Raw genomic sequence first — 22,719 nt, 5'->3', positions numbered from 1 at the left:
TGCCGCTGACCGTTTCTGGAAGCGGCTTTTTCCACTTGTAGGATTTATCGATGTCGGGCTTGCCGAACACTGCCGGTGCATCTGTGCCGCATGACGCCGTCATTACGGATCGTTCCTGGTCGTCGCATCTGCGCGGCACGTTTGCGCTCGGCATCCCGCTGGTGGGAGCCCAGCTTGCGCAGATGGCGATCCATACGACCGACGTCATTCTGGTCGGCTGGCTTGGGACGACCGAACTTGCCTCCGTGGTCATTGCGACGCAGCTGTTTTTCGTCGTGTTCATCTTTGGCACCGGGTTCACCAGCGCCGTCGTGCCGCTGGTTGCGCAGGCGCTCGGCCACGGCGACCGGATCGGCGTGCGCCGGTCGGTGCGCATGGGGCTGTGGGTGGTGATTGCCTATTGCACGGTTGTCGCGCCGCTGCTCTGGTTTAGCGAACCGATGCTGCTCGGCCTCGGTCAGGCGCCCGATGTCGCGGCCAATGCGCAGAGCTATCTACGCATTGCGCAATGGGGCATGTTCCCGGCGCTCGGACTGATGGCTCTGCGCAGCTTCGTGACCGGATTGGAGAAGGGCGGGATCGTTCTCTACATTACGATCGGCATGTTCATCATGAACGCGATTGTCGCCTATCTGCTGATCTTCGGCCATTACGGAGCGCCGCAGCTGGGCCTTCATGGTGCGGCGATCGCTGCTGTGTCCGCCAACCTGGTCGGCTTCCTGATCGCGATCGCCTATGTGCAGGCGCAGCCCGCCATGCGCGCTTATGAACTCTTCGTGCGCTTCTGGAAGCCTGACTGGTCAATGGTTCGGGAAGTCTTCCTGCTCGGACTGCCGATCAGCTTCACGATCCTTGCCGAAACGAGCCTGTTTGCGGCGGCTTCGCTGATGATGGGCAGTATCGGCAAGCTCGAGCTTGCCGCCCATGGGATTGCGCTGCAGCTTGCCTCGATCGCCTTCATGGTGCCGCTGGGTCTGGCGCAGGTCGCAACGGTTCGGGTCGGTCTTGCCAACGGTCGTGGCGACATGGTCGGTGTTCGAAGGGCCGGCGGGGCCGTGCTGATCGTCAGCATCATCTTCACGGCAATCGGCGGTGTCCTTTACGCCGTGATGCCGGGCGCGCTGGCGGGGCTTTTCCTCGACACCAGCCAGCCGGACGCCGCTGCGGTGCTCGCGCTCGCCACACCGCTGATTGTCATTGCCGGCATCTTCCAGCTGGTCGACGGGCTGCAGGCCGTGGGGGCCGGGCTTCTGCGCGGATTGAAGGATACGAAAGTGCCGATGCTGCTGGCGCTGATCGCCTACTGGCCGATCGGCTTCGTCTGCGCCTGGGTGTTTGCATTTCCGCTCGGCTATCGCGGCGAGGGTGTCTGGTTCGGTTTCGTGATCGGCCTTGCCGCCGCCGCTCTCTTCCTGTGCGGACGGTTCTGGATTCTTTTGCAGCGCCATAAGCAAATGGCCCGCTGAGAGCAGCGGGCCATCTGATTGAAACCGTGACTTGAGAAGGTTTTAGCGCTCGGCGAGCGCTGCCTCTCCCTTGTTCTCGCGCACCATGTTGATGAAGCGGCGGAACAGGTAGTGGCTGTCCTGCGGACCGGGCGATGCTTCCGGGTGATGCTGGACGGAGAAGACCGGCTTGCCGGAAAGACGCAGGCCGCAATTGGTGCCGTCAAACAGCGAAATGTGAGTCTCCTCAACACCCTGCGGCAGCGACTTCGAGTCGACCGCGAAGCCGTGGTTCATCGACACGATCTCCACCTTGCCGGTCGTGTGATCCTTGACCGGGTGGTTGGCGCCGTGATGACCCTGGTGCATTTTTTCGGTCGTGGCACCGAGTGCCAGGCCGAGGATCTGGTGACCGAGGCAGATGCCGAAGGTCGGGATGTCGGTCTTGACGATGTCCTGGATGACTGGGACAGCGTAGGCGCCGGTGGCTGCCGGATCGCCCGGGCCGTTCGACAGGAAGATGCCGTCCGGCTTCAGGGCCAGAATGTCTTCCGACGAGGTCTGGGCCGGGACGACCGTGACCTTGCAGTCGAGGCCGGTGAACAGGCGCAGGATGTTGCGTTTCACGCCGTAGTCGATGCAGACGATGTGATATTTGGCATCCTCGGCCTTCAGTTCCTCGGAACCTTCGTTCCAGACCCATGGCTTTTCGGTCCACTGCGACGACTGGCCGGAGGTTGCTTCCTTGGCAAGGTCGAGACCTTCGAGACCGCTCCAGGCCTTGGCTTCGGCCTTTAGCGCTTCGATGTCGAAATTGCCGTTCGGATCATGGGCGATCACGGCGTTCGGGGCACCGTTCTGGCGGATCCAGGCGGTCAGCGCGCGCGTGTCGATGCCCGACAGGCCGATGACGCCGCGGCTCTTCAGCCAGGCGTCGAGGTCCTTTGCCGAGCGGTAGTTCGATGGTTCGGTGATATCGGCCTTGAAGATCGTGCCAACGGCGCCGCGTCGGGCAGCGGGCGTCAGGTCTTCGATATCCTCGTCATTGGTGCCGATATTGCCGATATGCGGGAAGGTGAAGGTGACGATCTGGCTGAGATAGGACGGATCGGTCAAAATTTCCTGGTAGCCGGTGAGGGCGGTGTTGAACACCACTTCGGCGGTGACCTTGCCGGTCGCGCCGATGCCTGTTCCTTCAATCACGGTTCCGTCGGCAAGCACGAGAACGGCGGTGGGTTTTTTCGTGGTCCAAGGGGTGGTCGCGGTCATATCCATCCTTCTGCCCCAGCGGCCCGTTTCCCGAAACGGAAAACAGGGTGTCGAGGTCATCTCTCGTCGCAGAAAAGGGCGCGCGGAAACCCGCTTGCGGCCCACTATCCAATTGTTGTGCAGGTCCTCGACATAAACAAGGCAGAACAGCGGGTCAATTGCCGTTTATGAGAAAGCTGGGCGCAAAGGCCGGCAATCGGTGAGTTTTGCCGTGTCGGCAAAACGTTTGATCGCCGTTCACGCTTGTTCTATGACGTCGCAAAAGATCGGTCCGCTGCGGATCGAGTGACGTTCAAGGAGACAGGCCATGTTGCGCGAGAAGCTTTCCGAAGCGATGAAGGAAGCGATGAAGGCGAAGGAAACCCGCAGGCTTTCGACCGTGCGGCTGATCCAGACCGCCATCAAGGACCGTGACATCGCCAATCGCGGCACCGGCAAGGACGCTGCCACTGACGACGAAATCCTGCAGATCCTGCAGAAGATGGTGAAGCAGCGCGAGGAGTTGGCGAAGATCTACGAAGACAACGCCCGCCCGGAACTTGCAGCACAGGAACGCGAAGAGATCGCCGTCATCAAATCCTTCATGCCGGAACAGATTTCCGACGAGAAGGCGAGCGAGATCGTCGCTTCCGTCATCGCCGAGATCGGTGCTGCTGGAATGAAGGACATGGGCAAGGTGATGGCCATTCTGCGCGAACGCTATGCCGGCCAGATGGATTTCGCCAAGGCGTCCGGCACGATCAAGGCGCAGCTGAGCTGAGGTCTAGCCGCTACGCATAAAACGAGAAAGGCGGGAAGTCCTTCATGGAGTTCCCGCCTTTTGCTCTTCTACGCCTCCCATCGGCCGACCGCGGACATGCCACCGGTAGGAGAGGACGATCGACCGCAGTCATTGCAGGCAGCCGTCCTGAAGAGCAATCTCAGATGCCGTACCCGCCTGTCGAGGCGACTGACGGCACGTCTTGTCGGATTCAACGCTATGCAGGGAACCTGCGTATCGCAAGTTACAATTCGTTAATTTCTGTGGGTTGATCGGGTCGGTGGTCACGGGAGCGGCGGCCTGTGAATAGCGGGCATGATTTGCGGCCGGGCTGGCATTCCTGCGCACTGAGCATTAATATGGTCTCTGGCCCGCGAGGTAGACATGCGCTTTTCAAACAGTTTTCTTGATGAGATCCGGGATCGGGTGCCGATTTCGACGGTGATCGGCCGTCGTGTCACCTGGGATCGCAGGAAGACCAATGCCGCGCGCGGCGATTTCTGGGCCTGCTGCCCGTTCCATGGCGAGAAAAGCCCGAGCTTTCACTGCGAGGACCGCAAGGGCCGCTATCACTGCTTCGGCTGTGGCGTGTCGGGCGATCATTTCCGCTTCATGACCGATCTGGAAGGGCTGAACTTTCCAGAAGCCGTCCAGCAGGTCGCCGATATGGCTGGTATCGCCATGCCGCAACCCGATCCGCAGGCGGAAAAGCGTGAACGGGAGCGGATGTCGCTTCTCGACGTCATGGAAATGGCGACGCGCTTCTTTCAGGACCAGTTGCAGAGCCCAACCGGCGCCAAGGCACGCGCCTATCTTCGCGACCGCGGACTGACGGCTCGCACGATCGAGAATTTCCGGCTCGGCTATGCGCTGGACAGCCGCAATGCGCTCAAGGAGTTCCTCGCCGGCAAGGGTGTGGCCAAGGAGCAGATCGAGGCCTGCGGGCTGGTGCGTCACGGTGAGGGGATTGCCGTATCCTACGACTATTTCCGCGACCGCATCATGTTCCCGATCCTGTCGTCGCGCGACAAGGTGATTGCCTTTGGTGGACGCGCGATGGCGCCGGATGCGCCGGCGAAATACATGAACTCGCCGGATACCGAACTCTTCCACAAGGGCCAGGTGCTCTACAATTTCACCCGCGCCAGGCGGGCGGCCCAGCCGGGGCCGGGATCGAAGGAACCGGGCACGATCATTGCCGTGGAAGGCTATATGGATGTGATCGCGCTCAGCCAGGTGGGCGTCGAAAATGCCGTTGCGCCGCTCGGTACGGCATTGACCGAAAACCAGCTGGAGCTGCTCTGGCGGATGACGCCGGAACCGGTCCTGTGCTTTGATGGCGATGGTGCCGGTATCCGTGCCGCGAACCGTGCTGCGGATCTGGCGCTTCCCTCCATCAAGCCCGGCCGCTCGGTGCGGTTCGCGCTGCTTCCAGACGGCAAGGATCCGGACGATCTCGTCAAGCATGAGGGACGAGCGCCGTTCGATGGCGTGATCGCACAGGCGCGTCCGCTGGCCGAGATGGTGTGGCAGCGGGAAACCAATGGTGCCGCCTTCGAGACACCGGAAAAGCGGGCGGAACTCGAGGCCCGCCTCAAGCAGATCGTTTCCGTGATTGCCGACGAAAGCGTGCGCCGGCACTACCAGCAGAATGTGCGCGATCGTCTCAACGGCTTGTTCCAGCCGCAGCGCAATGGCGGCGGGGGCGATCGTCGTCAAAGCTACCAGCAGCGCGAAGGCGGCGGGTCTGGCAGAGGCGGTGCAGCCGGCGGAAGGGGTGGATCGTCTTTCCAGCAGCAGGGGCGCGGAATGGGTGTTTCCGACCGCCTGACGCGATCGGGGCTGGTGCGGGGACATCTCGACCTTCCGGCCCTGCGAGAAAGCGTGCTGGCGCTGACCATCGTCCATCATCCGCAGCTTCTGCTCAACGAGTATGACGAGATCGCCTCGATCGAATTCGAGAACCGCGATCTGAAACGGATGTGGTCTTGCGTGCTGACTATTGTCGGGCAGGCCGGTGCCGGTTTGACGGTGCAGGACCTGAAACGGGAACTCGGCGAGAATGGCTTTGAGGAACTGTTGAAGTCAATGAACAAGCAGATCCGCAATGCGCGACTGTGGACGGCGACGGAAGAGGCCGATCCGCAGGATTCGCTGCAAGCCTACCGTCAGACCCGGGCACTGCATTCCAGAAACAAGGAGCTCCGCTGGCAGAAGATCGAGCTGGAGCGTGAACTCGCGGAGATGACCGAGGACGAGGCCGAGCGTGCCGAGATCCTGCTGCGTGCACTTCTGGAGGTACAGAATGAAATTTCCAGGCTTGAAAACCAGGAAGCGATCATCGACGGCTTCGGTGTTCTGTCAGGACGCGTCAAGGGCGCTGCCGTCAGTCACGGATGAAGGAGAGCTGCGCAGATACTAAACCGTGTTGAATTGGTCGCCTGATGGATTAACAGCGCGAGTGGAGTGGTCTATACAGCTCTTGATTGATCACTGTATTGTTGCAACGCATCGGAAAATGGCGTCAATCCCGCGCATTTCGGGTAGAGCCAAGGGTTTTTACCGGGCGGCGGGCTCTTGTCTTTCATTGTGCACCGCTTACATATGGCTTCAATATGACGGGAGTACCGCCAACGGGGACATGGTCGTAAGGTAATTTCCACTTTTCCTGGGCACAAGCTTTGGAAGAACTTGACGAAGCGTTATTTTGTGGGAATCACCATTTCGGGCAATATTGGTGGAGTGGGTCTAGCGCCGCGGCGATGTTCGGCATCTTCGTTCTGGCGGTCCCCGCGAGTAGCGGTCGCCGATGGTAATCGGGAGTTAAAGGTCATTCCGTTACGAGTTGGATATTGATTCGCGGCTGGTGTGGCTTTTGCCCTCCGCCGCAGGCCACGAAGCGCTGCGCAGTGGCGTTCAGGGAAAGCGACGACATACATGGCAACTAAAGTCAAAGAAAACGAAGAAGCCGATACCGAGCGCGAAGGCTCGGTCGACGGTCCGCTTCTCGATCTTTCTGACGACGCGGTCAAGAAGATGATCAAAGCCGCGAAGAAGCGCGGCTACGTGACGATGGACGAGCTTAACTCGGTTCTTCCGTCCGAAGAGGTCACTTCCGAACAGATCGAAGACACGATGGCGATGTTGTCCGACATGGGCATCAACGTCGTGGAAGATGAAGAAGCCGAGGAGGCCACCACCGAGGAGGAGGACTCCAACGAGAGCGAAGAGAGCGAAGGCGGCGAACTTGCCCCGACGTCCAGCACCGCTCTCGCCACGGCGAAGAAGAAAGAACCCACCGATCGTACCGACGATCCGGTGCGCATGTATCTGCGCGAAATGGGCTCGGTCGAGCTTCTGTCGCGTGAAGGCGAAATTGCGATCGCCAAGCGCATCGAGGCTGGCCGCGAGACGATGATCGCCGGTCTGTGCGAAAGCCCGCTGACGTTCCAGGCGCTGATCATCTGGCGCGACGAACTGAACGAAGGCACGACGCTGCTGCGCGAGATCATCGATCTCGAGACGACCTATTCGGGTCCCGAGGCGAAGGCTGCGCCACAGTTCCAGAGCCCGGAAAAGATCGAGGCGGACCGCAAGGCTGCCGAGGAAAAGGAAAAGACCCGCAAGGCTCGTTTCTCTGCTGCCAACGATGACGACATCACCGCTGTCGGCGGCGACCAGGGCTTGGAAGAAGAGGAAGAGGACGACGACGAGTCGAACCTTTCGCTTGCCGCCATGGAAGCGGAACTGCGCCCGCAGGTCATGGAAACGCTCGACACGATTGCGGATACCTACAAGAAGCTGCGCAAGCTTCAGGACCAGCAGGTCGAGCAGCGGCTTGCCGCCTCCGGCACGCTGTCTTCCGCTCAGGAGCGCCGCTACAAGGAACTGAAGGACGAGCTGATCACGGCAGTGAAGTCGCTGTCACTGAACCAGAACCGCGTCGAAAGCCTTGTCGAACAGCTCTACGACATCTCCAAGCGCCTGATGCAGAACGAAGGTCGTCTTCTGCGTCTGGCTGAATCCTACGGCGTCAAGCGCGACTCGTTCCTGGAACAGTATCAGGGTGCCGAGCTTGATCCGAACTGGATGAAGTCGATCGCCAATCTGTCGGCACGCGGCTGGAAGGATTTCGCCAAGGCGGAGTTCAACGCCATTCGCGATATCCGTCAGGAGATCCAGAGCCTGGCCACCGAAACCGGTATTTCGATCACCGAATTCCGCCGGATCGTGTCGATGGTGCAGAAGGGCGAGCGCGAGGCGCGGATCGCCAAGAAGGAAATGGTCGAGGCGAACCTTCGTCTCGTCATCTCCATCGCCAAGAAATACACCAACCGCGGCCTGCAGTTCCTGGACCTTATCCAGGAAGGCAATATCGGCCTAATGAAGGCCGTCGACAAGTTCGAATACCGTCGCGGTTACAAGTTCTCGACCTATGCGACCTGGTGGATCAGGCAGGCGATCACCCGCTCGATCGCCGACCAGGCCCGCACGATCCGTATTCCGGTGCACATGATCGAGACGATCAACAAGATCGTCCGGACATCGCGCCAGATGCTGCACGAGATCGGCCGCGAGCCGACCCCGGAAGAGCTGGCCGAAAAGCTGGCCATGCCGCTCGAAAAGGTCCGCAAGGTCCTGAAGATCGCCAAGGAGCCGATCTCGCTCGAAACCCCTGTGGGTGACGAAGAGGATTCGCATCTGGGTGACTTCATCGAGGACAAGAATGCGCTGCTGCCGATCGATGCCGCCATTCAGGCGAACCTTCGTGAAACGACGACGCGGGTTCTCGCATCGCTGACGCCGCGTGAAGAACGTGTTCTTCGCATGCGCTTCGGCATCGGCATGAACACCGACCACACGCTCGAAGAAGTCGGCCAGCAGTTCTCGGTCACCCGCGAACGTATCCGCCAGATCGAGGCGAAGGCGCTGCGCAAGCTGAAGCACCCGAGCCGGAGCCGCAAGCTGCGCTCGTTCCTCGACAGCTGATCCCTGGAACAGACCCATCAAAAGCCCGGCCGTTATGACGTGCCGGGCTTTTTTATTGATGTTGTGATCGGGCCGGACTCGATCATGACAGCAAACCATCCTACATGGGAGCCATGCCGGATATGTCTCCCGCCCCGCATAAGAAGGTGATCGCAACGGCGCTGGGTGCGTCCGTCGCTCTGCATCTGATCATCGCGGGCGCGCTCCTCGTCAAATTGCCGCTGCCGACCAATGCGGTTCCCGAGGAGGAAACCGTCCAGGTGGAGATTGTGCCGCCGCCGGAAGAGGACAAGCAGGAGCCGGTCGAAGAAGCGAAGAAGCCTGACGAGCTGAACCTCAAGGAAGAGGCGAAGGCCGAAGAGCCGCCACCGGAAAAGCCGCCCGAGCAGAAGCCTCAGGAAGATCCGCTCGAGGACCCCGTGATTTCGGCGAGCAAGGCTTCGGCACCGGAAGCTGCTCCGCCGCCTTCCCCTGCGCAGGACGAAAAGCCGGAGGAGCAGAAGCCGCCGGAACCTCAGCCTCCCAAGCCTGAAGAACCAAAGCCCGAAGAGCCGCAGCCTCAAGAAAAGCCGCCCGAAGAAAAGGCGCCGGAAGAAGCGAAAGAGCCCGAGGCACCGCAGAAGGCCGAGCAGCCGGCACCGCCGCAGCCGCCTGCAAGCCCGACACCGGCCGAGGAGGAGAAGCAGGCGTCAGCGCCGCCGATGTCCGCACTGCGGCCTGTGTTCCAGTTTGGCGAAAAGGATAGCGGTCCGCGCCAGGCGCTTGACGGCAATGCTGCGGAGGATACGCCAGCGCCCGCTGCGACCGATGCCGATCCGCCAGCGCCTGAGGAGCCTGCACAGACGGCGGGTACCGACGGACAGGGCGAGGGCGCGCCAGCAGAAGCGCCGGTGCCGACCAATATGACGCCACCGCAGCTCAGTGTTCCAGGCTCCGATCCGTCGGGAATGCCCGGACCTAGCGGCGGTGCGTCTCCCGATGCGATGACGGCCGGGCTCTTTACAGGGCCGCCTTCCTCCGCACCCGTGCCGACGCAAAAGCCGGCGCCGCCGAAACCATCCGATGCGGCCGGCGATCTCAAGCCCGTCAGAACGCTGTTTTCCGCGCGCGATACCGGTGATGCGCTGGCGACCGTCGCGATGGCCGGCATACCGCGCGGCGTTCGGGCAGGGCAGCTCTGCTCGTCGGAACTCAGCGCGCAATTGCAGAACGGCTCGCCCGCCTACAATCCCGATGTCTTGCCCGCACCGAAGCTGCCCAATGGGACGGTTCTCGAGGCGCGCAATATCGGCTTTCGCGCCAAAGGCCAGTGGCATGATGTCAGCTTCCGCTGCGAAGTCGATGCCGATGCCACGAAAATCGTTTCGTTTTCGATGAATGTGGGTGGCCTCGTGCCGCGCTCGGAATGGCGCAAGCGCGGTTTTCCCGAGTTTTGATCTTCAAGCAGAGATGAGAATTTCGATGCCGCAGACCGCGATCCAGATTTCAACCAGAGGCCAAGGGCTATACGAGTTCACGGATGAAGCCGAACGCTTCGTGCGCCAGGCCGGGCGCGACGAGGGTCTGCTGACCGTCTTTGTTCGCCACACGTCCTGTTCGCTGATCATTCAGGAAAATGCCGATCCGGACGTGAAGCGCGATCTGAATGCGTTCTTTTCCCGCCTCGTTCCCCCCTCGGACGATCCTTCGATGGGCTGGGTCAGCCATACGATGGAAGGGCCAGATGATATGCCGGCACATATCAAGGCGGCACTGACGGCAGTCTCGATCGGCATTCCGATAACCGGCGGTAGGCTGGTGCTCGGCACGTGGCAGGGGATCTATCTCTTCGAGCACCGCGACAGCCCGCACAGGCGCGAGATCGTGCTGCACCTTTCGTCGTGATGATCGTTGTTTTCCAAATGAACAAATACTGAATGATCGGTTTTGCAGGCATTCAGCTGGGTTGGATAGAGTTGCATCGACCGTTGGCCCGAAAGGCCGGCGCGAGACAGCCGGACAACCGGTGACAGGTTCAGGAGAAGCAAAAGATGACTACAATCACACGCCTGATGGCGAAGGCCGGCCTTGCAGCCTTGATCGCCATGACAGGGATTTCGGCGTCCGCGCCAATCGCCGCCGCCGCCGGCCCGGAATTCGTACAGTACCGTGAGCGCGACTGGCGTCCGCATCACCCGCCGCGCTATGAGCGCCCGCGCCACATGCGTCCCGTCGGCTGTTCGCCGCGCCTGGCTGAACGTCGCGCCGAAGCGATGGGTCTGCGCCGTACCCGCGTCGTCGACATCTCCCGCCGCAGCGTGACCGTCGTCGGCGTCGACCGCCGCGGACGCGACCGGGTCGTGTTTGCCAACGTGCGCGGCTGCCCGCTCATCCGTCGCTAACGGATCTCAAGCGTCCCAGTCTATCTTCAGCCCCGTCCGGCATTCGCCGGGCGGGGTTTTCTCGTTGAAGCGATCCGATCAGGGATCGATGGAGAACACGACGTTGACGTTGACCGTGTAGCTGGTCTCGCCGGCCGCCACCGGGACGCCGTTGCCGGAATCCTTTGCCATTGTCATGCGCATCATCGGCGGGGCCATGGGCGGTGCCGAATTCTCGCTGATCTCCATGATGCGGCCAAGCTTGACGCCGGCGGCTTCCGTCAACGTCTTTGCCTTGGCGAGCGCTTCGGCAACGGCTGCCTTGCGCGCCTGCGTCATCACTTCGTCGGTATTGGTATTGGTGAACTCGATCTGTCCGCCCTGGTTGACACCGAGCTTGACCGTCTTGTCGATCAGTCCGCCGAGCTTTTCGAGATCGCGCACCTTCAGCGTGAGTGTGTTGGACACTTCGTAACCGATAATTTCCTGCGGCGGCTCGATGCCGTCCTTCGGGGCTACCTGGCGATATTGCGGGTAGATCGCAAAGCTGCTGGTCTGGACGTCGCGATCGGCAATGCCTTCAGCCTTGATGGCGGCGAGCACTTCGCTCATTGCCGTGTTGTTGGCGGAGACGGCCGCATCGGCGGTCTTTGCCTGCCTCACGACGGCAAGCGACAGGATCGCCATATCGGGCGCGACCGCGGCCTTGCCCTCACCGGACACGCTGATGATCGGTTCGCGCGGCGTGCGGGCTTCCTGCGCAGAGGCGACCGTTGCCGAAAACGGCGACAGCGGGAGGAAGGCCGTGCCGAGGGCAAGGGCTAGGAAAGCCGGCGCGAGAGAAGGGGCGGTGGGCAAACGGCGCATTGTGTCTCCTTTGATACTGATTGTTCGACCTCGACGATCCCGGCCAAATGCCTGAGTTGAAAGCCGAACACCCTCTAGGTGACGTGTGATTGTGAACCTATTGCGGCGAGGCCTTGTGAGCTTTCACAATTTGAGCTAGACGGACCCTTGCGACCGGCGAACCATTGCGCCAGTCGTCATGCCTTCAAAGGGCAGGGCCTGTAGCTCAATGGTTAGAGCCGGCGGCTCATAACCGCTTGGTTGGGAGTTCGAGTCTCTCCGGGCCCACCACCTTAATTCTTAGTTATTGATATCGCTTCACTATCCGGAATATTCCCCTCACAAGAATTGCTGTGAGGGGCAAGCTCGTTCCCGAGCTGTTCGCTGACGATGCGCGAAGACTTTACTCCAAGACGGGCTCTGTCCGCTTTTTTTGTGTAAACTTCAGCCTGTTTGGAGTTCGACCAGCCGAACTGGCTCATCAATTCATGCGCTGTCGCGCCGCCATTTGCGGCCATCGTCGCTGCCAGCTTCCGCAAACCATGCGTGTTTTTTTCGAGATTCGCTTTCCTTGATGCGTCCCCGAACCAGTTTCCAAACCCTGGGACCGAAAATGGCTTCCCATAATCAGTCACCAAAAAATGGAGATCGCCGGTCTGTGTTGTCGCGATGATGTCGATCACGCGCTGCGGAAGCTCGACAGTGATTCGCGCTGATGTCTTCGTAGTGGTGATTGAGAGGGTATTGCCGCGCAGGTGCTGACGTCCGATCCGGACCAGGTCCGACCGCCTCAGCCCAGTATGCATGGCGAGCTCCATCGCCAGCCGCTGTTTTGTTCCGATCGGCCATTTGATGCAGAATGCCCGAACGTCCTCGATCTCCCATGCGGGGAAACCGTCACCCTTCAGTTTGAAGCGCTCCGCTCCTTCTGCAGGGTTGATCTTCATGTGACCGTTCTTGACGGCCCATCGGCAAAGCGCCGACATGGATTTCAGATAGTTGTTTGCAGCTGCAGGCGTCTTTGCTCGATCTTCCATGCCAGCTCGCACGGCTTTGTCAGTGATCAGAGAGTAGGGTTTCATCCCGATCTTTCCGCCGCGACCGTCTGACTTCTCTTTGACGTGGAAAAATATGTTGCTGCGCTGCTTCCTGGTCGCTGGCTGAAGGCCTGCCCAGTCTGCACTCTCCATGTAGCGAGCGATAAGCCATGCGATCGTGTTCGGGGTGTCGCGATCCTTTATCTCGATTTCGGTACCCGCAAGAGCAGCCTGATAGGCCGCGCGAAATCTGCTATCGTTGGGGTCGGGAAGGCGGGTGCGTGTACCCTTTCCGATGCGGAAATAGTACACCCAAGAACCGTTGCGGTCCTTTTGCTTGCAGACATAGAGCGGGAGTTTTCGCGGCATGGGGTCATTCAAAGCCTGATCTCCTCCTGTTCGTCAACAGCAGCTTGCTTCGCGTTGTCTGGCGCGACACGAAAAAGCCGTCCGCCAATCTCGACTTCGACGCGAACGCCATCCCTCTTGGCTACCTTCGCCATCCTGCGCAGCTCAATCTCGGTGATGATCGCTCGCGCTGTCATGGCTCTTCTCTTTTCGGTTTATTCTTTCGAATTGCATTGCGGCTCGTGACCATGGTGTAACCGTCAGCGAATCGTACGGCGCAACTGTTCATCGTCCCGCGCACTGTCACTTCGCATGGCTGCCCCTTCCGCCCTTGGCGGTTCCAACGGTAAACGTAGGGAAAGGGGCGGGCGTTCGTGTTCATGCCACCACCTCGCCGGGGGCATAGTCGTGCGAGCGCTCGAGTTTCTTCCGGCAAGGCGGAATCCAGTTCAGTCGCGTTCCTTCCTCGCCATTGATCCACACCAGCCAGCAATAGGACGTCGCAGTCGATCCGGTAGCAGTGAGCCGCCCTTTGACCATAGGGACTCGCTCCGAGAACTGCGCAACGAGCGACGGTGGGTTTTTACTAAATAGGTTCTGGTAGCGTCCAACACCTTCAAGGAACGAGGTTCGCACGATCATTGCCACGCCTTCAGACGCAACTTCACATGCTCTTGCAATGAACTGCTCTGCCAAACGGAAAGGTGGGTTGCTGATGATCCAGTCGGGCTGTTCGGAAATAGGCAGCACAGGGAACAGAAAGTCATGCTGAAATGCGCGGGGCGTACCATAGTCATGAATATCGGACGCCCAAACAGCGCCAAAATATTCGTCGAGTGGGCCTGACATGTGGCCGCGATTACAGGCAGGCTCCCACACGGTCCTGCCCTTAAGGTTTCGTCCGTTCAGCACGTGCTCGCAGAGCGCCCGGGTTGCCCACGGCTGGGTCGGGAAGTCATCGAGGCTATCGTGAGGTTCACGGCGCTGCTGCATAACTGCAGAGGAAGTGTTCTGGCTCACGATACCCTCTCCCTCGTTTCGGGTGCTGGGAGGGATTCAATCGCGCGAGCAATGTCACCAGCTCGAACATTTCCAATGATGCGGGCTTCCGGCACCCATGCCCTCGCGCATTCAAGAACGGCAGAAAACACTTCGTGTGGCGTCCCGTTGTCTGGTGCGACGATGGTGGCTAACTTCCGGTCACGGCGATCCTCTGCGTCGATTTCCTTGCAATCGTTTTCGAAGGACGCAAGTTGCTCGTCGGTCATGTGCCACCAAACGGCACCTAACCCGCCGCACTCGTGGCAACCGCAGCCAATCTCAGTTTGAAGCGCGGGGCTATAGTCATACCTCTGCGTAGGGTGACCGTCCTCGGTGTCGTAGCAACCTGTGCAAGGCTGCCAGTGACCGCCGCTTTCCTTCATCTCATCGGCAATGCCAAGCAGAGCCGGATCTGCCACCATATGTGGCGTTGGCTGTTTGGTGTGGCTCATTGCACCGTCCTCTGATGCTTCGGGAAAATCTTATCCATGTGCGCTCGCACCATGCGCGCGAGCCGCTCCTCGTCCTTCATCTTGACGGCTGTCACCAGCTCTTCGCCGCCGATCTCACGGAGGGCATTCTCGCGCCCCTCATGGAATGCGTCGACCGCGCTATTTTCCCGACTATCCATTTCGGCAATGACAGCCTGAATTGCCGAGGTATCGGCTTCGGTCAGGACGTGGCCGGCGCGGAGTTGGGAAGCGATAAACACCGGATCGTTCTCGATCGCTCTATCGAACTCGTCATCCTCAGCCATTGTCCGAGCCCTCCGTGGTGGATTCGGCTTTTGCCAGCCGCAGGGCGTAGGTCGCGGTTTCAATCGCGTCATCGAAGCCAGCGCTCTCGTCATCGATCATGCCGGAGATCTTATCGAGCGCCTTCCGGAACTGCGCGTGCTGGCTCTTGTAGAGGTCGATACTCTCCCATGCCGCGAACGGATCTTCCGGTTCGCCAATGTCGCTTGCGATCTTAATCATCTCGCAGGCCAGCGCCGTGACCTGTTCCGGCGTTGTGTTGCCGGTGCCTTTGCAGACGCCGCAAATCATCGACGGGTAGCCGATCGGGCAATCCTCGTCCTGTTCGATCAGCGTGCACGGGCACGGCACCACATTCGTCTGCGGCGATGGGGTTTCGCCCTTCCGGCGCTGTACCATGGCGATCACCTCGTCGAGGTCGTCATCGGTCAGGCAGAAATCGGCATTAGGCTTTTCAGGATAGCGAACCAAGACTGTGATCTTCGCCCCATCTTTGAAGTTGGTGAGGATCTGATCCATGCAGTCGGCTACGCGCTGAGTTGCTTCGTGCACGCTCATGGCTGGCCCTCCATGTAAAAGGCCTGCGGCACGGCGGACCCGGCAATGTAGAGCGGATGTCCAGGATGGCCGTCTGCGGTTACCTTCAGCGCCCGCAGGTCGAAGAATTCCAGCCGATCATAGACCGCGCGGTTTCGGCCCCGAAGTTTTCCGTGGGTCCCCCAGGCGCAAATGATACGCATGCTGCTCTGGCATATCTCGACCAGGTGTCTGTCGTTGTCAGGGCCGATCGGATCGTGGTGAGCGTACAGCGCCTTCGGGTCGGTTGAGCGGAGGGCGAACAGGTTGCCGACGATCAGTCCTCCGAAGCCCCAGGCCTTGGCGAAGTTGATGCAGCGGCGGATGGTCGGATCATCTTCAGCGTGATCGGCCGTCGACGGGTTGAGCATAAGGAAAGCGACTTTGCTGGTTGTCGCATCCCATTCGCGCTCCAGCCGGTAACGGTAGGTGCCGCAATCCGAAATGATAGCGGATGATTTTACGAGCAGATCAGCCATTGTCCGAGTCCCGCGTTGTGGATGGAGTTACGATATTTGTTGCCGTCAAATCGATTGGGCGTACCGTTCTTTCTACGATCAAAGGAAGAACCTGATGCGCCACCCTGTTGAATTGTCCTTGGAGCAGCAACTTGAGGATCTGATGGATGATCTGGATGGTCCTGCGCTTGGTGTGGCGCGGAAAGTATTGGTCGATGACTGTGACCTGTCGGACCTTTCGGTAAAGCAGCTGAGAGTATGGAGCGGATTGGTAATACCGGCCATGCGCCGACAATCTGAAAATAGAGATGCGCGCTGGCGCAAGGAACTTATGGACCGTGAGGACTGAGCAGGCCATCATTTGCTCTCCTCTGCTGACGGACCTGGGAGCGGCGAATGCTTCGGCTTCGCGGCCTGCTTTGCGCGGATCGCGTCAACCTTTTTCCAGATGCGCTCAAGTTCGGTTTCGCCGCACTGATGCATGTCGAGTGCGTTGGCGAGGCATAGGGCAGCGAGCGTGACCATCACGCCGCCGACCTCCTGGTGAGGTTCGCCTGTATCGCGGCCATAGACATAATCGACGAGCTGGTGCGCCTCGTGCGCCGTGCAGCCGGTGGACTGCACAAGCTCAAGGGCTTCTTCAAGGAAGCGGTGGTTACGCTCCTCGCGGTTGCCGGAGATCATCTCGCCGAAGCAAGCCATCATCCAAGGCTGAACACGGCTTTGAAATGTGCCCTCCACATTATCTGCGGGCGGTGCATTGAAAGCTTCGCCGGAATTTATATATTGTTCGTCAGACGGTTCGTCGGCCGCTAGCTTGGCCTTGCTCGCGTCATCAGACTGATACCTTTCGCTAACTCGTAGGTCCGTTCGTTCATGTCCGGGACCGTGTTTGCTGCGAACGCTCAGATTTCCCTCAATTTGATCGTTGCCGCTATCGCGGACCAGGAGAGAACCATGACAATCACGCTTGTCATCAGAGTGCGTAAGCTTGCCGTCGCAGACATTATCAGCATTGCTGCCCTTGGACTGGAGGTCTTCAGAGCTTTCCAATAGTCCAGACAGAGCCGGGCCTCGTCCCGGCTCTACCTTCATTTGCGGCACGGGCGATGGGGTCCTCGGTGGCATCGGCCAGACAGGGCCGAAGTCAATCATGACCTCACGGCAAGTGCTCTCAGATCCAACATACACTGGCGGCTGCTGACCTCCGGCCAGAACAGACAGGAAGATCCGGCCGGTCATCGTGATCTCGGCAAGCTCATCTGGCGTGACTGTCCAGCATGAGACGCACGAATGCCGTGTGCGATAGACGTGCATGTTCTGGACATTCTCTGCACCTTCCGGTGCGCGCATAACAAGATTGCTGCCTTCGAAGTCGATTGGCTGTCCCATTACGCTCTCCGGTTCTGGTGTGAAGCAGGCTGAATGGCCTCTCGGAGCGCGACGACGTGCATGCTGATGCGAGGAAGCGCGAAGCGTTTCAGCCTGGCGACGCCGGACATCGAGTCCGAAGTTTCCTTCCAGACGACAATTCTGTCGGGTATCGATAGATCGGGCGGCGGGATCTTGCCGTTGGCCAGGACTGGAATGTCATGGCGGCGCATGAATGTCGAAAGGTGACACTCGGCGATACCAAACCGATTGGCTGCCTCATAGACCCGCATCCCGCTCTCGATAGCGGCGCGAACTTCGTCAGGGTTAAGCGGTAGCGCACGGGGCGGTTGGAGTGTTAGGGCCGCGATAACGGCTTCAGCCTGCCGGCGGCATTGAATGTCATTCGTCATAGCGGTGTTCTCCAGATTGGGTGGGCCGTTCTCGTCGGGCCCTGCGACGGTTTCGAGCGCGGCGCACGACGCGCCGCCCTCTGCGATGATCAGGCCGTCATTTCCGGCTTGCCTTGGAAGGCAGGAACCTCGGTTGCAGCTGCGGCTCGGGTGAGCGACAGCTCGACTTCCTCGGTGATGTACTGGTCGGGACGATAGAGCTGGTAGAACCAGACGAGCGATCCGGCTTTCAGGCGGTAGCGCAGGCGGACCGGCACTCGTACGGCTTCGCCGCGGAAGAACGGCGGCAGCTTGATGATGAAGAGGCTGGGGACGTTGAGCTTCTGGCCGTTCTGATCCTTGTGCTCTTCCTCAAACGTAATCTGCGCCTCACCCGATGCCAGAGTCACCTGATTGATGACGCGGGTCTCGGCGTTGACCTTGAGGCCACGCGAGAGAGTGACAATTTCGTTCGGGAACGCCACACGTCCGCCGAGCTTGTCCTGCCAGTGCTCTGCTTCTTCGTCGTGCGGCGCGGCGAGTTCGGCGATGCGGTCTTCGATGAACTCCGCAAATTCGGACTGGCTCATCGGCTCGCCGTTAAACTTCACCCACGTCTGCCATTCCTCGGAAAGCGGGAACGGGTAGTGGACACGGTGTTTGCCGTTATCGGCCACTCCGCCGTTTGCTTTGTCGTGGTAATCGATGATGGCCGTCAGAGATGGCTTGCGCCAATCGATATCGGCGAAGATCGCGCTGTGCTCGGTCTTGTGACGGTCGACCAGGTCGATGAAGCTGTCGAGTGTGTTGACGACAGCCGTCCCGCTCTTGCGGTCAGGCGTCTTGCGATACTCGTCGATCAGGCTCTTGACGCTCTTGACCGTTCCGCTCTTCGGGTCGAGCAGGACAGGGATCTCCGCGGGCACGCCTGGGAAATCAAGATTGTCGATCCGGAGAACGGTAGCTGTGCCGGCCTTTGCCAGATCAGCGACGGCGTTCACGGCAGTTTCAGATAGCTGGTCCATGTGGTTGGTCCTTTAGAGTAGGAGTGGTTCAGGAGGTGAGCGGGGTTGGGCGGCTGCGATCAACCTCGCGTGGGCCGCCAAACATGTCGTTTTGCTGAGGGTGCTCGGTTGAGAGACGGCCGCCATCGACAACCCAGTAGACCGAAGTCTTGCGAGGAAGCTTCGGCAGCTTCGGCGGTGCGAGCTCGGCATCAATCTCGACCATGCCGTCTTTCACGGCCAGCTTGATCTTGATATTGATCTCGCCCTTAAAGCTCGTCTTGGGACGATCGTTCGAAAGCTCGTAAAGCTTCTGTAGGACTTCGGCGAGCTGACCCGACGCCTCGTCGTTCAGCTCGCCGCCTTCGAGCATGCCCATGAGGGACTGCACGTCGCGTATCAGTTTCATCGTCTCTCTCCGTTAAAAGGGAATGTCGTCGTCGAGATCGCGCGAAAGGTTTCCGCCCGACGTCGAGGATTGCTGTGTTCGTGATGAGTTGCCGGCGGCGCGGTCTGGGTCGCCACCAAAGTCTTCGGCGCCGTTGCCACCCGGCTGGTACCCGGACCCTTGCGCCTTATCGAGTAGCTGCAGTGCGCAGTTAAAGCCCTGCAGGACGATCTCGGTCGAGTACCGATCGTTGCCGGACTGATCCTGCCATTTGCGGGTCTTTAACTGACCCTCGACATAGATCTTCGAGCCCTTCTTCACGTACTGCTCGATGACCTTGCAGAGACCCTCGTTGAAAACGACGATCGAATGCCACTCGGTCTTCTCCTGGCGCTCGCCGCTCTCGCGGTCGCGCCAGTTCTCGGATGTGGCCAGACGGATGCTGGCGATCGGGCGCCCGTCCTGGGTGCGGCGGATCTCAGGATCGGCGCCGCAGTTACCAAGAAGGATGACTTTGTTGACGGACCCGGCCATTAGGCGTCGTCCTCTATCAGACCGGCAGCCAGCGGGGCTGGAACAGGCCACGTCATGATCAGCGCCAGATAGGCTGTCGCCAGCATCAACGCTGCGCCAGGCTGCGTTGCCGCCCTCTGGTCGCCTTCAATAATGCGCTCGCTGAATTCCATGACGGCTGCGAAGTTGACAGGGTCAACCGCCGCGTCGCCGTTCGGATCCATGAGCGCGACTGCGCCATGCGAGAACGTGCGCTGCAGCGGACCTCCGTCCTTACGGATGCCGCCGGTGAGCGTTCCCGGCTCATCAGTCATGCACAGCTTGCGACCGGAAAGAGGGAAGCTCTTGATAGGGGTGACGCTGATCTTCACGGGCTTCCCCATCACGCCACCTGCCTTTCGTCAGCGGTGTAGGTCGCACCTGGCAAAAACCCGGCGTTACAGTTGACGAGGTTGACAACCAGGCTGGCGATAGCTTTCACTTGGTCGTCGTCTCGCTCGTTGTTGACGTCGATGACGAGGACGTCTTTTCCTTCTGCGTCGATGACGCAGCCCACATCGTTCTCGGCGAGCGCCAGCGGCAGTTTGACGTCGAGCGCTTCGAAATTGAGGCGCAACGCATCGAGCTTCTTGAGCAGTTCGGTGTTCATGACAGTGACTTCCTCGTGGAAATTGCCACAGCTGCTTGCCGGGCGATGATGTCTGCGCCAATCAGCCGGTGCGCCATCTCGGCGAATTTTTCCTCGGCCGCCGCGCAGCCCCAGATCTTCAAAGAGCCTGTAGTTTTGGGCTTCTCGGACAAAGGGAATTGATTGCCCGCTGCCTGTCCGAAAAGCGAAATGGCTTCGAACCGGCACATTCGATCGTCCATTGATTTGACGATTTTCCTTTGGCGCTGCGTCCAAAGCGAAGGCGGCGGTAGGGATGCGGCCGTGTAGATCGCGTCGTCCCACCGTTCCTTGATCAAACGGATTGCTTCCCGAACGGGTAATCCTGGCAGAACGCGAGAAAGGAGATCCTCCAGTGGCCGAATGATATCTCCGAAGAGATATTCGTGACCGTCATGCAGGAGATACAGAGCAGCCTCCATAAAGGTGCCGCCTTCATTCAAGATGGCCTGCGCACCCATCGCGCAGTGCTGAGCGTCAGACATGCCGCGACCATTGAACCGGCGAATGCCGGACATCGTCCGGCCCATATCGACGAAACAGATGACTGACGGCGTTGGTGCGGCAAGATCGAAAACACTGCCGTCGCTGTTGAACGACCAGACGGGTTTCGCGGACAGTTGGGAAATTGTAGCAATCTGGCTCATATCGCCTACACCATCGTCGCGGCATAGAAGCCGATGCAGAAGACGACGACTGCGGACATGCCGTAGGCCAGAGAGCGATTGTAAGTCGCGACCTGCTCGACGATGATCGCGGTCAACCTCGGGTCGACGCGGCGTTCAGCCGTCCGGTGTGCGACGTGTCTTTGGGAGGCGGTGGACGTAATGGACGCCATGTTTCAGGCCTCCGCGATCTGGCGCGTCGACTGGCGGCGAGCCAACTCTGTCGCCTTCGTCCCGAAGCGCCTGACAACATCCGCGGGATATCCACGCGTGGCCAGCGTTTCTACTGAAACATTCTGACCGGCGAAGGCAAGCTCGCGCATGTCGTCGGCCATGCGCTCAGTCAGAGACCGAGAGCATGAGGTAGGGGTTTTCGGTGTGGGCTTATTTTTCTGGAAGCGGATCAAGGCTACATCTCCTATCGGGATGTAGCGGACGTTATTCGGGAAAATTCCCTAGGTCAATACCCATTTGGGAAATTTCCCTAATTCAGGCGCTGTGCTCACGAATCAGAACAAGGTTCTGCGGTACGTCCCCGTCACCACTCCCCTAACAAGGATCTCGGTCCCTCCGTCGCCATCAGGTTTTATAGGTTGATGGCGAGGATTGCTGCTCTTTGGGACCAGCATCTGAATTCCGTCGATCTTTTCGACAGTTTTGAGCGTCACCTCGACGAGAGATCCGTTGTGCCTCTCGACATGCACAAACATCCCGTCCTTCAGAGATAGCCCGCTGTCGATCATGTCGACACAGGTGACGTAACTACCTTCTGCAAACTCTTTATCCATCGAGTCCCCAACCACAGCCAAGGCATATTGCCGCGCGTGCGGGAAGCGTGGATCGCGAGCTACAGGGATGATCTCGCGCTCTGCATCTTCGTCGATAATGCTGCGATCTACCCAGTTTCCGGCCTGAATTCTGCCGACCACGTCAAGTCCTCCGACCGATTTGACCCTCTTCAAAGCGTCGTCATCGCTTTGCCCCAGGAACCAGTCTGGTGTCGTTTCCAAGGCGGCCGCAAGCTTTGAAAGGTTCTCGGCATTCGGGCTACGGGTTTTGCCCCTCAAGATGTCTCGAACGAAACTGTCTCCCAGACCAGCCTTCTTGGCGGTCTGAAGCGCGTTCAGTCCAAGCATGTCCATTCGGATTTTTAGACGTTTTTGTAGGGATGTTTCCATTCCTAATTTTGACATTTCGGGAAATATACCGTCCATCGGGAAATGTCCCTTGACTGACCGGGAAAAATCCCGAATAACTACGAGCATGGGTAAGTTGATGATCACGGAGCGCGATGTCAGAGCAAGTCTGCTCGATATTGCGCAAGACTTTTCTTCTCGGTCAGGGATGAGCCTGTCCGCGATAGGCGTCGCGTCCGTGGGAGACAGCAAGTTCCTGGCCCGGGTTCGCGACGGCTATGGTTTCAACATCAAGACCTATCAGCGTGTGGTGGACTGGATAAAGAGCCAGCATATCGCGGAGGCGGCAGAATGAAGCCTTCATTGCAGAAGCTCGTCGCCATTCTCTCCCAGAATTCTTGGCTCAAGTCGGTCGAGATGCTCCAGCGCGAGGAAGGCCAGTCTCTGTGCGTCCCTGTTGTGGGTGCGTTGCATCTTTTCCATTCGGAAGCGCACGTCGTCGACAAGCCCGGACCTCATGCCACGTTCGTCATCAAAGTCTCTGCTCATCAAGTGCGCGAGGTTGATGACGAGCTGCTCGAGCACTACGAAGTTCGCAATCATGGAGTTTGTGACGGCGTCACTCATTGGGTTTCATCCTGTTGTTTCGAAGCTGTTTACCGGCTGTTTTGTTTCAATCCATCGCGTCGACCCTTTGCT

At 59.5% G+C, this 22,719-nt stretch carries 30 protein-coding genes and 1 tRNA gene; 10 read left to right on the top strand and 21 right to left on the bottom strand.

Annotated elements, in window-relative coordinates; translation table 11 throughout:
- Positions 1–50 precede the first annotated feature (50 nt).
- A complete protein-coding gene (locus tag ACQY1P_RS15945; RefSeq protein ID WP_113110710.1) occupies positions 51–1,466 on the top strand; it encodes an MATE family efflux transporter in 1,416 nt (471 codons plus the stop codon).
- 42 nt (positions 1,467–1,508) lie between these two features.
- Here ACQY1P_RS15945 and carA read toward each other — a convergent pair whose 3' ends face one another.
- The gene (gene carA / locus ACQY1P_RS15940) at positions 1,509–2,714 is read right to left on the bottom strand and encodes a glutamine-hydrolyzing carbamoyl-phosphate synthase small subunit (protein WP_113167658.1); all 1,206 of its coding nucleotides are present in this window, start codon (positions 2,712–2,714) and stop codon (positions 1,509–1,511) included.
- A 307-nt stretch (positions 2,715–3,021) separates the two neighbouring features.
- Here carA and ACQY1P_RS15935 point away from each other — a divergent pair, with 307 nt between their 5' ends.
- The 6 genes from ACQY1P_RS15935 to ACQY1P_RS15910 all read left to right on the top strand — a co-directional run bounded on the left by ACQY1P_RS15935 (position 3,022) and on the right by ACQY1P_RS15910 (position 10,844).
- Complete coding sequence (locus ACQY1P_RS15935; RefSeq protein WP_430254342.1) at positions 3,022–3,474, top strand: GatB/YqeY domain-containing protein; 453 nt, start codon at positions 3,022–3,024, stop codon at positions 3,472–3,474.
- A 384-nt stretch (positions 3,475–3,858) separates the two neighbouring features.
- Entirely contained in the window at positions 3,859–5,874 is a 2,016-nt protein-coding gene (dnaG, locus tag ACQY1P_RS15930) for a DNA primase (RefSeq protein ID WP_430254340.1), read from the top strand.
- 537 nt (positions 5,875–6,411) lie between these two features.
- On the top strand, positions 6,412–8,463 hold the full coding sequence (gene rpoD / locus ACQY1P_RS15925; RefSeq protein WP_062455900.1) for an RNA polymerase sigma factor RpoD: 2,052 nt from the start codon (positions 6,412–6,414) through the stop codon (positions 8,461–8,463).
- 113 nt (positions 8,464–8,576) lie between these two features.
- Positions 8,577–9,899, top strand: a complete 1,323-nt coding sequence (locus ACQY1P_RS15920) for a DUF930 domain-containing protein (RefSeq protein ID WP_430254338.1) — start codon at positions 8,577–8,579, stop codon at positions 9,897–9,899.
- A gap of 25 nt (positions 9,900–9,924) precedes the next feature.
- Entirely contained in the window at positions 9,925–10,347 is a 423-nt protein-coding gene (locus ACQY1P_RS15915) for a secondary thiamine-phosphate synthase enzyme YjbQ (protein WP_092660426.1), read from the top strand.
- A 155-nt stretch (positions 10,348–10,502) separates the two neighbouring features.
- Positions 10,503–10,844, top strand: coding sequence for a hypothetical protein (locus ACQY1P_RS15910; protein ID WP_113110862.1), 342 nt, complete (start codon positions 10,503–10,505; stop codon positions 10,842–10,844).
- Between the two features lie 78 nt (positions 10,845–10,922).
- Here the strand turns inward: ACQY1P_RS15910 and ACQY1P_RS15905 are convergent, their stop codons facing one another.
- On the bottom strand, positions 10,923–11,690 hold the full coding sequence (locus tag ACQY1P_RS15905; protein ID WP_062455912.1) for an SIMPL domain-containing protein: 768 nt from the start codon (positions 11,688–11,690) through the stop codon (positions 10,923–10,925).
- 194 nt (positions 11,691–11,884) lie between these two features.
- Here ACQY1P_RS15905 and ACQY1P_RS15900 point away from each other — a divergent pair.
- A tRNA-Ile gene (locus tag ACQY1P_RS15900) sits at positions 11,885–11,960 on the top strand.
- Positions 11,961–11,962: 2 nt separating this feature from the next.
- Here the strand turns inward: ACQY1P_RS15900 and ACQY1P_RS15895 are convergent.
- From ACQY1P_RS15895 to ACQY1P_RS15865, 7 genes are all read right to left on the bottom strand, one after another.
- The gene (locus ACQY1P_RS15895) at positions 11,963–13,087 is read right to left on the bottom strand and encodes a tyrosine-type recombinase/integrase (protein WP_430254336.1); all 1,125 of its coding nucleotides are present in this window, start codon (positions 13,085–13,087) and stop codon (positions 11,963–11,965) included.
- Positions 13,084–13,251 carry a hypothetical protein gene (locus tag ACQY1P_RS15890; RefSeq protein WP_430254334.1) on the bottom strand — a complete coding sequence of 56 codons (168 nt, stop codon included), beginning with the start codon at positions 13,249–13,251 and terminating at the stop codon, positions 13,084–13,086. The genes ACQY1P_RS15895 and ACQY1P_RS15890 overlap by 4 nt, the downstream gene beginning before the upstream one ends.
- Before the next feature lie 181 nt (positions 13,252–13,432).
- Positions 13,433–14,074 carry a methyltransferase gene (locus ACQY1P_RS15885; RefSeq protein WP_430254332.1) on the bottom strand — a complete coding sequence of 214 codons (642 nt, stop codon included), beginning with the start codon at positions 14,072–14,074 and terminating at the stop codon, positions 13,433–13,435.
- Entirely contained in the window at positions 14,071–14,547 is a 477-nt protein-coding gene (locus tag ACQY1P_RS15880) for a hypothetical protein (RefSeq protein WP_430254330.1), read from the bottom strand. The genes ACQY1P_RS15885 and ACQY1P_RS15880 overlap by 4 nt, the downstream gene beginning before the upstream one ends.
- Complete coding sequence (locus ACQY1P_RS15875) at positions 14,544–14,852, bottom strand: hypothetical protein (RefSeq protein ID WP_430254328.1); 309 nt, start codon at positions 14,850–14,852, stop codon at positions 14,544–14,546. Before ACQY1P_RS15875 ends, ACQY1P_RS15880 begins: the two co-directional genes overlap by 4 nt.
- Positions 14,845–15,408: a hypothetical protein gene (locus tag ACQY1P_RS15870; RefSeq protein ID WP_430254326.1), complete on the bottom strand. Its 564-nt coding sequence runs from the start codon at positions 15,406–15,408 to the stop codon at positions 14,845–14,847. The genes ACQY1P_RS15875 and ACQY1P_RS15870 overlap by 8 nt, the downstream gene beginning before the upstream one ends.
- The gene (locus ACQY1P_RS15865; protein ID WP_430254324.1) at positions 15,405–15,905 is read right to left on the bottom strand and encodes a DUF1643 domain-containing protein; all 501 of its coding nucleotides are present in this window, start codon (positions 15,903–15,905) and stop codon (positions 15,405–15,407) included. Before ACQY1P_RS15865 ends, ACQY1P_RS15870 begins: the two co-directional genes overlap by 4 nt.
- Positions 15,906–15,999: 94 nt before the next feature.
- Between ACQY1P_RS15865 and ACQY1P_RS15860 the strand changes: the two genes are divergently transcribed.
- Positions 16,000–16,233 (top strand): hypothetical protein, encoded by a 234-nt coding sequence (locus ACQY1P_RS15860; protein ID WP_430254322.1) that lies wholly within the window; start codon positions 16,000–16,002, stop codon positions 16,231–16,233.
- A gap of 8 nt (positions 16,234–16,241) precedes the next feature.
- Here ACQY1P_RS15860 and ACQY1P_RS15855 read toward each other — a convergent pair whose 3' ends face one another.
- The 11 genes from ACQY1P_RS15855 to ACQY1P_RS15805 form a co-directional block, all read right to left on the bottom strand.
- Complete coding sequence (locus ACQY1P_RS15855; protein ID WP_430254320.1) at positions 16,242–17,276, bottom strand: hypothetical protein; 1,035 nt, start codon at positions 17,274–17,276, stop codon at positions 16,242–16,244.
- Complete coding sequence (locus tag ACQY1P_RS15850) at positions 17,276–17,668, bottom strand: hypothetical protein (protein WP_430254318.1); 393 nt, start codon at positions 17,666–17,668, stop codon at positions 17,276–17,278. The genes ACQY1P_RS15855 and ACQY1P_RS15850 overlap by 1 nt, the downstream gene beginning before the upstream one ends.
- Before the next feature lie 89 nt (positions 17,669–17,757).
- Complete coding sequence (locus ACQY1P_RS15845) at positions 17,758–18,672, bottom strand: DUF2303 family protein (protein WP_430254316.1); 915 nt, start codon at positions 18,670–18,672, stop codon at positions 17,758–17,760.
- A 28-nt stretch (positions 18,673–18,700) separates the two neighbouring features.
- Positions 18,701–19,060, bottom strand: a complete 360-nt coding sequence (locus ACQY1P_RS15840; protein WP_430254314.1) for a hypothetical protein — start codon at positions 19,058–19,060, stop codon at positions 18,701–18,703.
- Positions 19,061–19,072: 12 nt separating this feature from the next.
- Positions 19,073–19,573, bottom strand: a complete 501-nt coding sequence (locus ACQY1P_RS15835) for a single-stranded DNA-binding protein (protein WP_430254312.1) — start codon at positions 19,571–19,573, stop codon at positions 19,073–19,075.
- A complete protein-coding gene (locus tag ACQY1P_RS15830; RefSeq protein WP_430254310.1) occupies positions 19,573–19,935 on the bottom strand; it encodes a hypothetical protein in 363 nt (120 codons plus the stop codon). The genes ACQY1P_RS15835 and ACQY1P_RS15830 overlap by 1 nt, the downstream gene beginning before the upstream one ends.
- Positions 19,935–20,201, bottom strand: a complete 267-nt coding sequence (locus ACQY1P_RS15825; protein ID WP_430254308.1) for a hypothetical protein — start codon at positions 20,199–20,201, stop codon at positions 19,935–19,937. The genes ACQY1P_RS15830 and ACQY1P_RS15825 overlap by 1 nt, the downstream gene beginning before the upstream one ends.
- Positions 20,198–20,737 (bottom strand): hypothetical protein, encoded by a 540-nt coding sequence (locus tag ACQY1P_RS15820; protein ID WP_430254306.1) that lies wholly within the window; start codon positions 20,735–20,737, stop codon positions 20,198–20,200. The genes ACQY1P_RS15825 and ACQY1P_RS15820 overlap by 4 nt, the downstream gene beginning before the upstream one ends.
- A 134-nt stretch (positions 20,738–20,871) precedes the next feature.
- The gene (locus ACQY1P_RS15815) at positions 20,872–21,057 is read right to left on the bottom strand and encodes a hypothetical protein (RefSeq protein ID WP_430241975.1); all 186 of its coding nucleotides are present in this window, start codon (positions 21,055–21,057) and stop codon (positions 20,872–20,874) included.
- A gap of 3 nt (positions 21,058–21,060) precedes the next feature.
- Positions 21,061–21,219 (bottom strand): hypothetical protein, encoded by a 159-nt coding sequence (locus tag ACQY1P_RS15810; RefSeq protein ID WP_430254304.1) that lies wholly within the window; start codon positions 21,217–21,219, stop codon positions 21,061–21,063.
- A 174-nt stretch (positions 21,220–21,393) separates the two neighbouring features.
- The gene (locus ACQY1P_RS15805) at positions 21,394–22,098 is read right to left on the bottom strand and encodes a LexA family protein (RefSeq protein ID WP_430254302.1); all 705 of its coding nucleotides are present in this window, start codon (positions 22,096–22,098) and stop codon (positions 21,394–21,396) included.
- A gap of 13 nt (positions 22,099–22,111) precedes the next feature.
- On the opposite strand from ACQY1P_RS15805, the gene ACQY1P_RS15800 reads away from it, so the two are divergent.
- On the top strand, positions 22,112–22,375 hold the full coding sequence (locus tag ACQY1P_RS15800; RefSeq protein ID WP_430254300.1) for a hypothetical protein: 264 nt from the start codon (positions 22,112–22,114) through the stop codon (positions 22,373–22,375).
- Between the two features lie 5 nt (positions 22,376–22,380).
- On the opposite strand, the gene ACQY1P_RS15795 is transcribed toward ACQY1P_RS15800, so the two are convergent.
- Positions 22,381–22,647, bottom strand: a complete 267-nt coding sequence (locus tag ACQY1P_RS15795) for a hypothetical protein (RefSeq protein WP_430254298.1) — start codon at positions 22,645–22,647, stop codon at positions 22,381–22,383.
- Between the last annotated feature and the right edge of the window lie 72 nt (positions 22,648–22,719).

The organism is Neorhizobium sp. DAR64872/K0K18 (assembly GCF_050500175.1).
GTDB classification, from domain to species: Bacteria; Pseudomonadota; Alphaproteobacteria; order Rhizobiales; family Rhizobiaceae; genus Neorhizobium; species Neorhizobium soli.
The sequence above is the reverse complement of the archived record's forward strand: the minus strand, read 5'-3'. Positions and strand labels throughout refer to the sequence as shown.

Coding starts and splice junctions, on each gene's coding strand:
- ACQY1P_RS15945 (WP_113110710.1), top strand. CDS start 51: ATGTCGGGCTTGCCGAACACTGCCGGTGCATCTGTGCCGCATGACGCC.
- carA (WP_113167658.1), bottom strand. CDS start 2,714: ATGACCGCGACCACCCCTTGGACCACGAAAAAACCCACCGCCGTTCTC.
- ACQY1P_RS15935 (WP_430254342.1), top strand. CDS start 3,022: ATGTTGCGCGAGAAGCTTTCCGAAGCGATGAAGGAAGCGATGAAGGCG.
- dnaG (WP_430254340.1), top strand. CDS start 3,859: ATGCGCTTTTCAAACAGTTTTCTTGATGAGATCCGGGATCGGGTGCCG.
- rpoD (WP_062455900.1), top strand. CDS start 6,412: ATGGCAACTAAAGTCAAAGAAAACGAAGAAGCCGATACCGAGCGCGAA.
- ACQY1P_RS15920 (WP_430254338.1), top strand. CDS start 8,577: ATGCCGGATATGTCTCCCGCCCCGCATAAGAAGGTGATCGCAACGGCG.
- ACQY1P_RS15915 (WP_092660426.1), top strand. CDS start 9,925: ATGCCGCAGACCGCGATCCAGATTTCAACCAGAGGCCAAGGGCTATAC.
- ACQY1P_RS15905 (WP_062455912.1), bottom strand. CDS start 11,690: ATGCGCCGTTTGCCCACCGCCCCTTCTCTCGCGCCGGCTTTCCTAGCC.
- ACQY1P_RS15890 (WP_430254334.1), bottom strand. CDS start 13,251: ATGACAGCGCGAGCGATCATCACCGAGATTGAGCTGCGCAGGATGGCG.
- ACQY1P_RS15880 (WP_430254330.1), bottom strand. CDS start 14,547: ATGAGCCACACCAAACAGCCAACGCCACATATGGTGGCAGATCCGGCT.
- ACQY1P_RS15875 (WP_430254328.1), bottom strand. CDS start 14,852: ATGGCTGAGGATGACGAGTTCGATAGAGCGATCGAGAACGATCCGGTG.
- ACQY1P_RS15870 (WP_430254326.1), bottom strand. CDS start 15,408: ATGAGCGTGCACGAAGCAACTCAGCGCGTAGCCGACTGCATGGATCAG.
- ACQY1P_RS15865 (WP_430254324.1), bottom strand. CDS start 15,905: ATGGCTGATCTGCTCGTAAAATCATCCGCTATCATTTCGGATTGCGGC.
- ACQY1P_RS15860 (WP_430254322.1), top strand. CDS start 16,000: ATGCGCCACCCTGTTGAATTGTCCTTGGAGCAGCAACTTGAGGATCTG.
- ACQY1P_RS15855 (WP_430254320.1), bottom strand. CDS start 17,276: ATGGGACAGCCAATCGACTTCGAAGGCAGCAATCTTGTTATGCGCGCA.
- ACQY1P_RS15850 (WP_430254318.1), bottom strand. CDS start 17,668: ATGACGAATGACATTCAATGCCGCCGGCAGGCTGAAGCCGTTATCGCG.
- ACQY1P_RS15845 (WP_430254316.1), bottom strand. CDS start 18,672: ATGGACCAGCTATCTGAAACTGCCGTGAACGCCGTCGCTGATCTGGCA.
- ACQY1P_RS15840 (WP_430254314.1), bottom strand. CDS start 19,060: ATGAAACTGATACGCGACGTGCAGTCCCTCATGGGCATGCTCGAAGGC.
- ACQY1P_RS15835 (WP_430254312.1), bottom strand. CDS start 19,573: ATGGCCGGGTCCGTCAACAAAGTCATCCTTCTTGGTAACTGCGGCGCC.
- ACQY1P_RS15830 (WP_430254310.1), bottom strand. CDS start 19,935: ATGGGGAAGCCCGTGAAGATCAGCGTCACCCCTATCAAGAGCTTCCCT.
- ACQY1P_RS15825 (WP_430254308.1), bottom strand. CDS start 20,201: ATGAACACCGAACTGCTCAAGAAGCTCGATGCGTTGCGCCTCAATTTC.
- ACQY1P_RS15820 (WP_430254306.1), bottom strand. CDS start 20,737: ATGTCCGGCATTCGCCGGTTCAATGGTCGCGGCATGTCTGACGCTCAG.
- ACQY1P_RS15815 (WP_430241975.1), bottom strand. CDS start 21,057: ATGGCGTCCATTACGTCCACCGCCTCCCAAAGACACGTCGCACACCGG.
- ACQY1P_RS15810 (WP_430254304.1), bottom strand. CDS start 21,219: ATGGCCGACGACATGCGCGAGCTTGCCTTCGCCGGTCAGAATGTTTCA.
- ACQY1P_RS15805 (WP_430254302.1), bottom strand. CDS start 22,098: ATGGACGGTATATTTCCCGAAATGTCAAAATTAGGAATGGAAACATCC.
- ACQY1P_RS15795 (WP_430254298.1), bottom strand. CDS start 22,647: ATGAGTGACGCCGTCACAAACTCCATGATTGCGAACTTCGTAGTGCTC.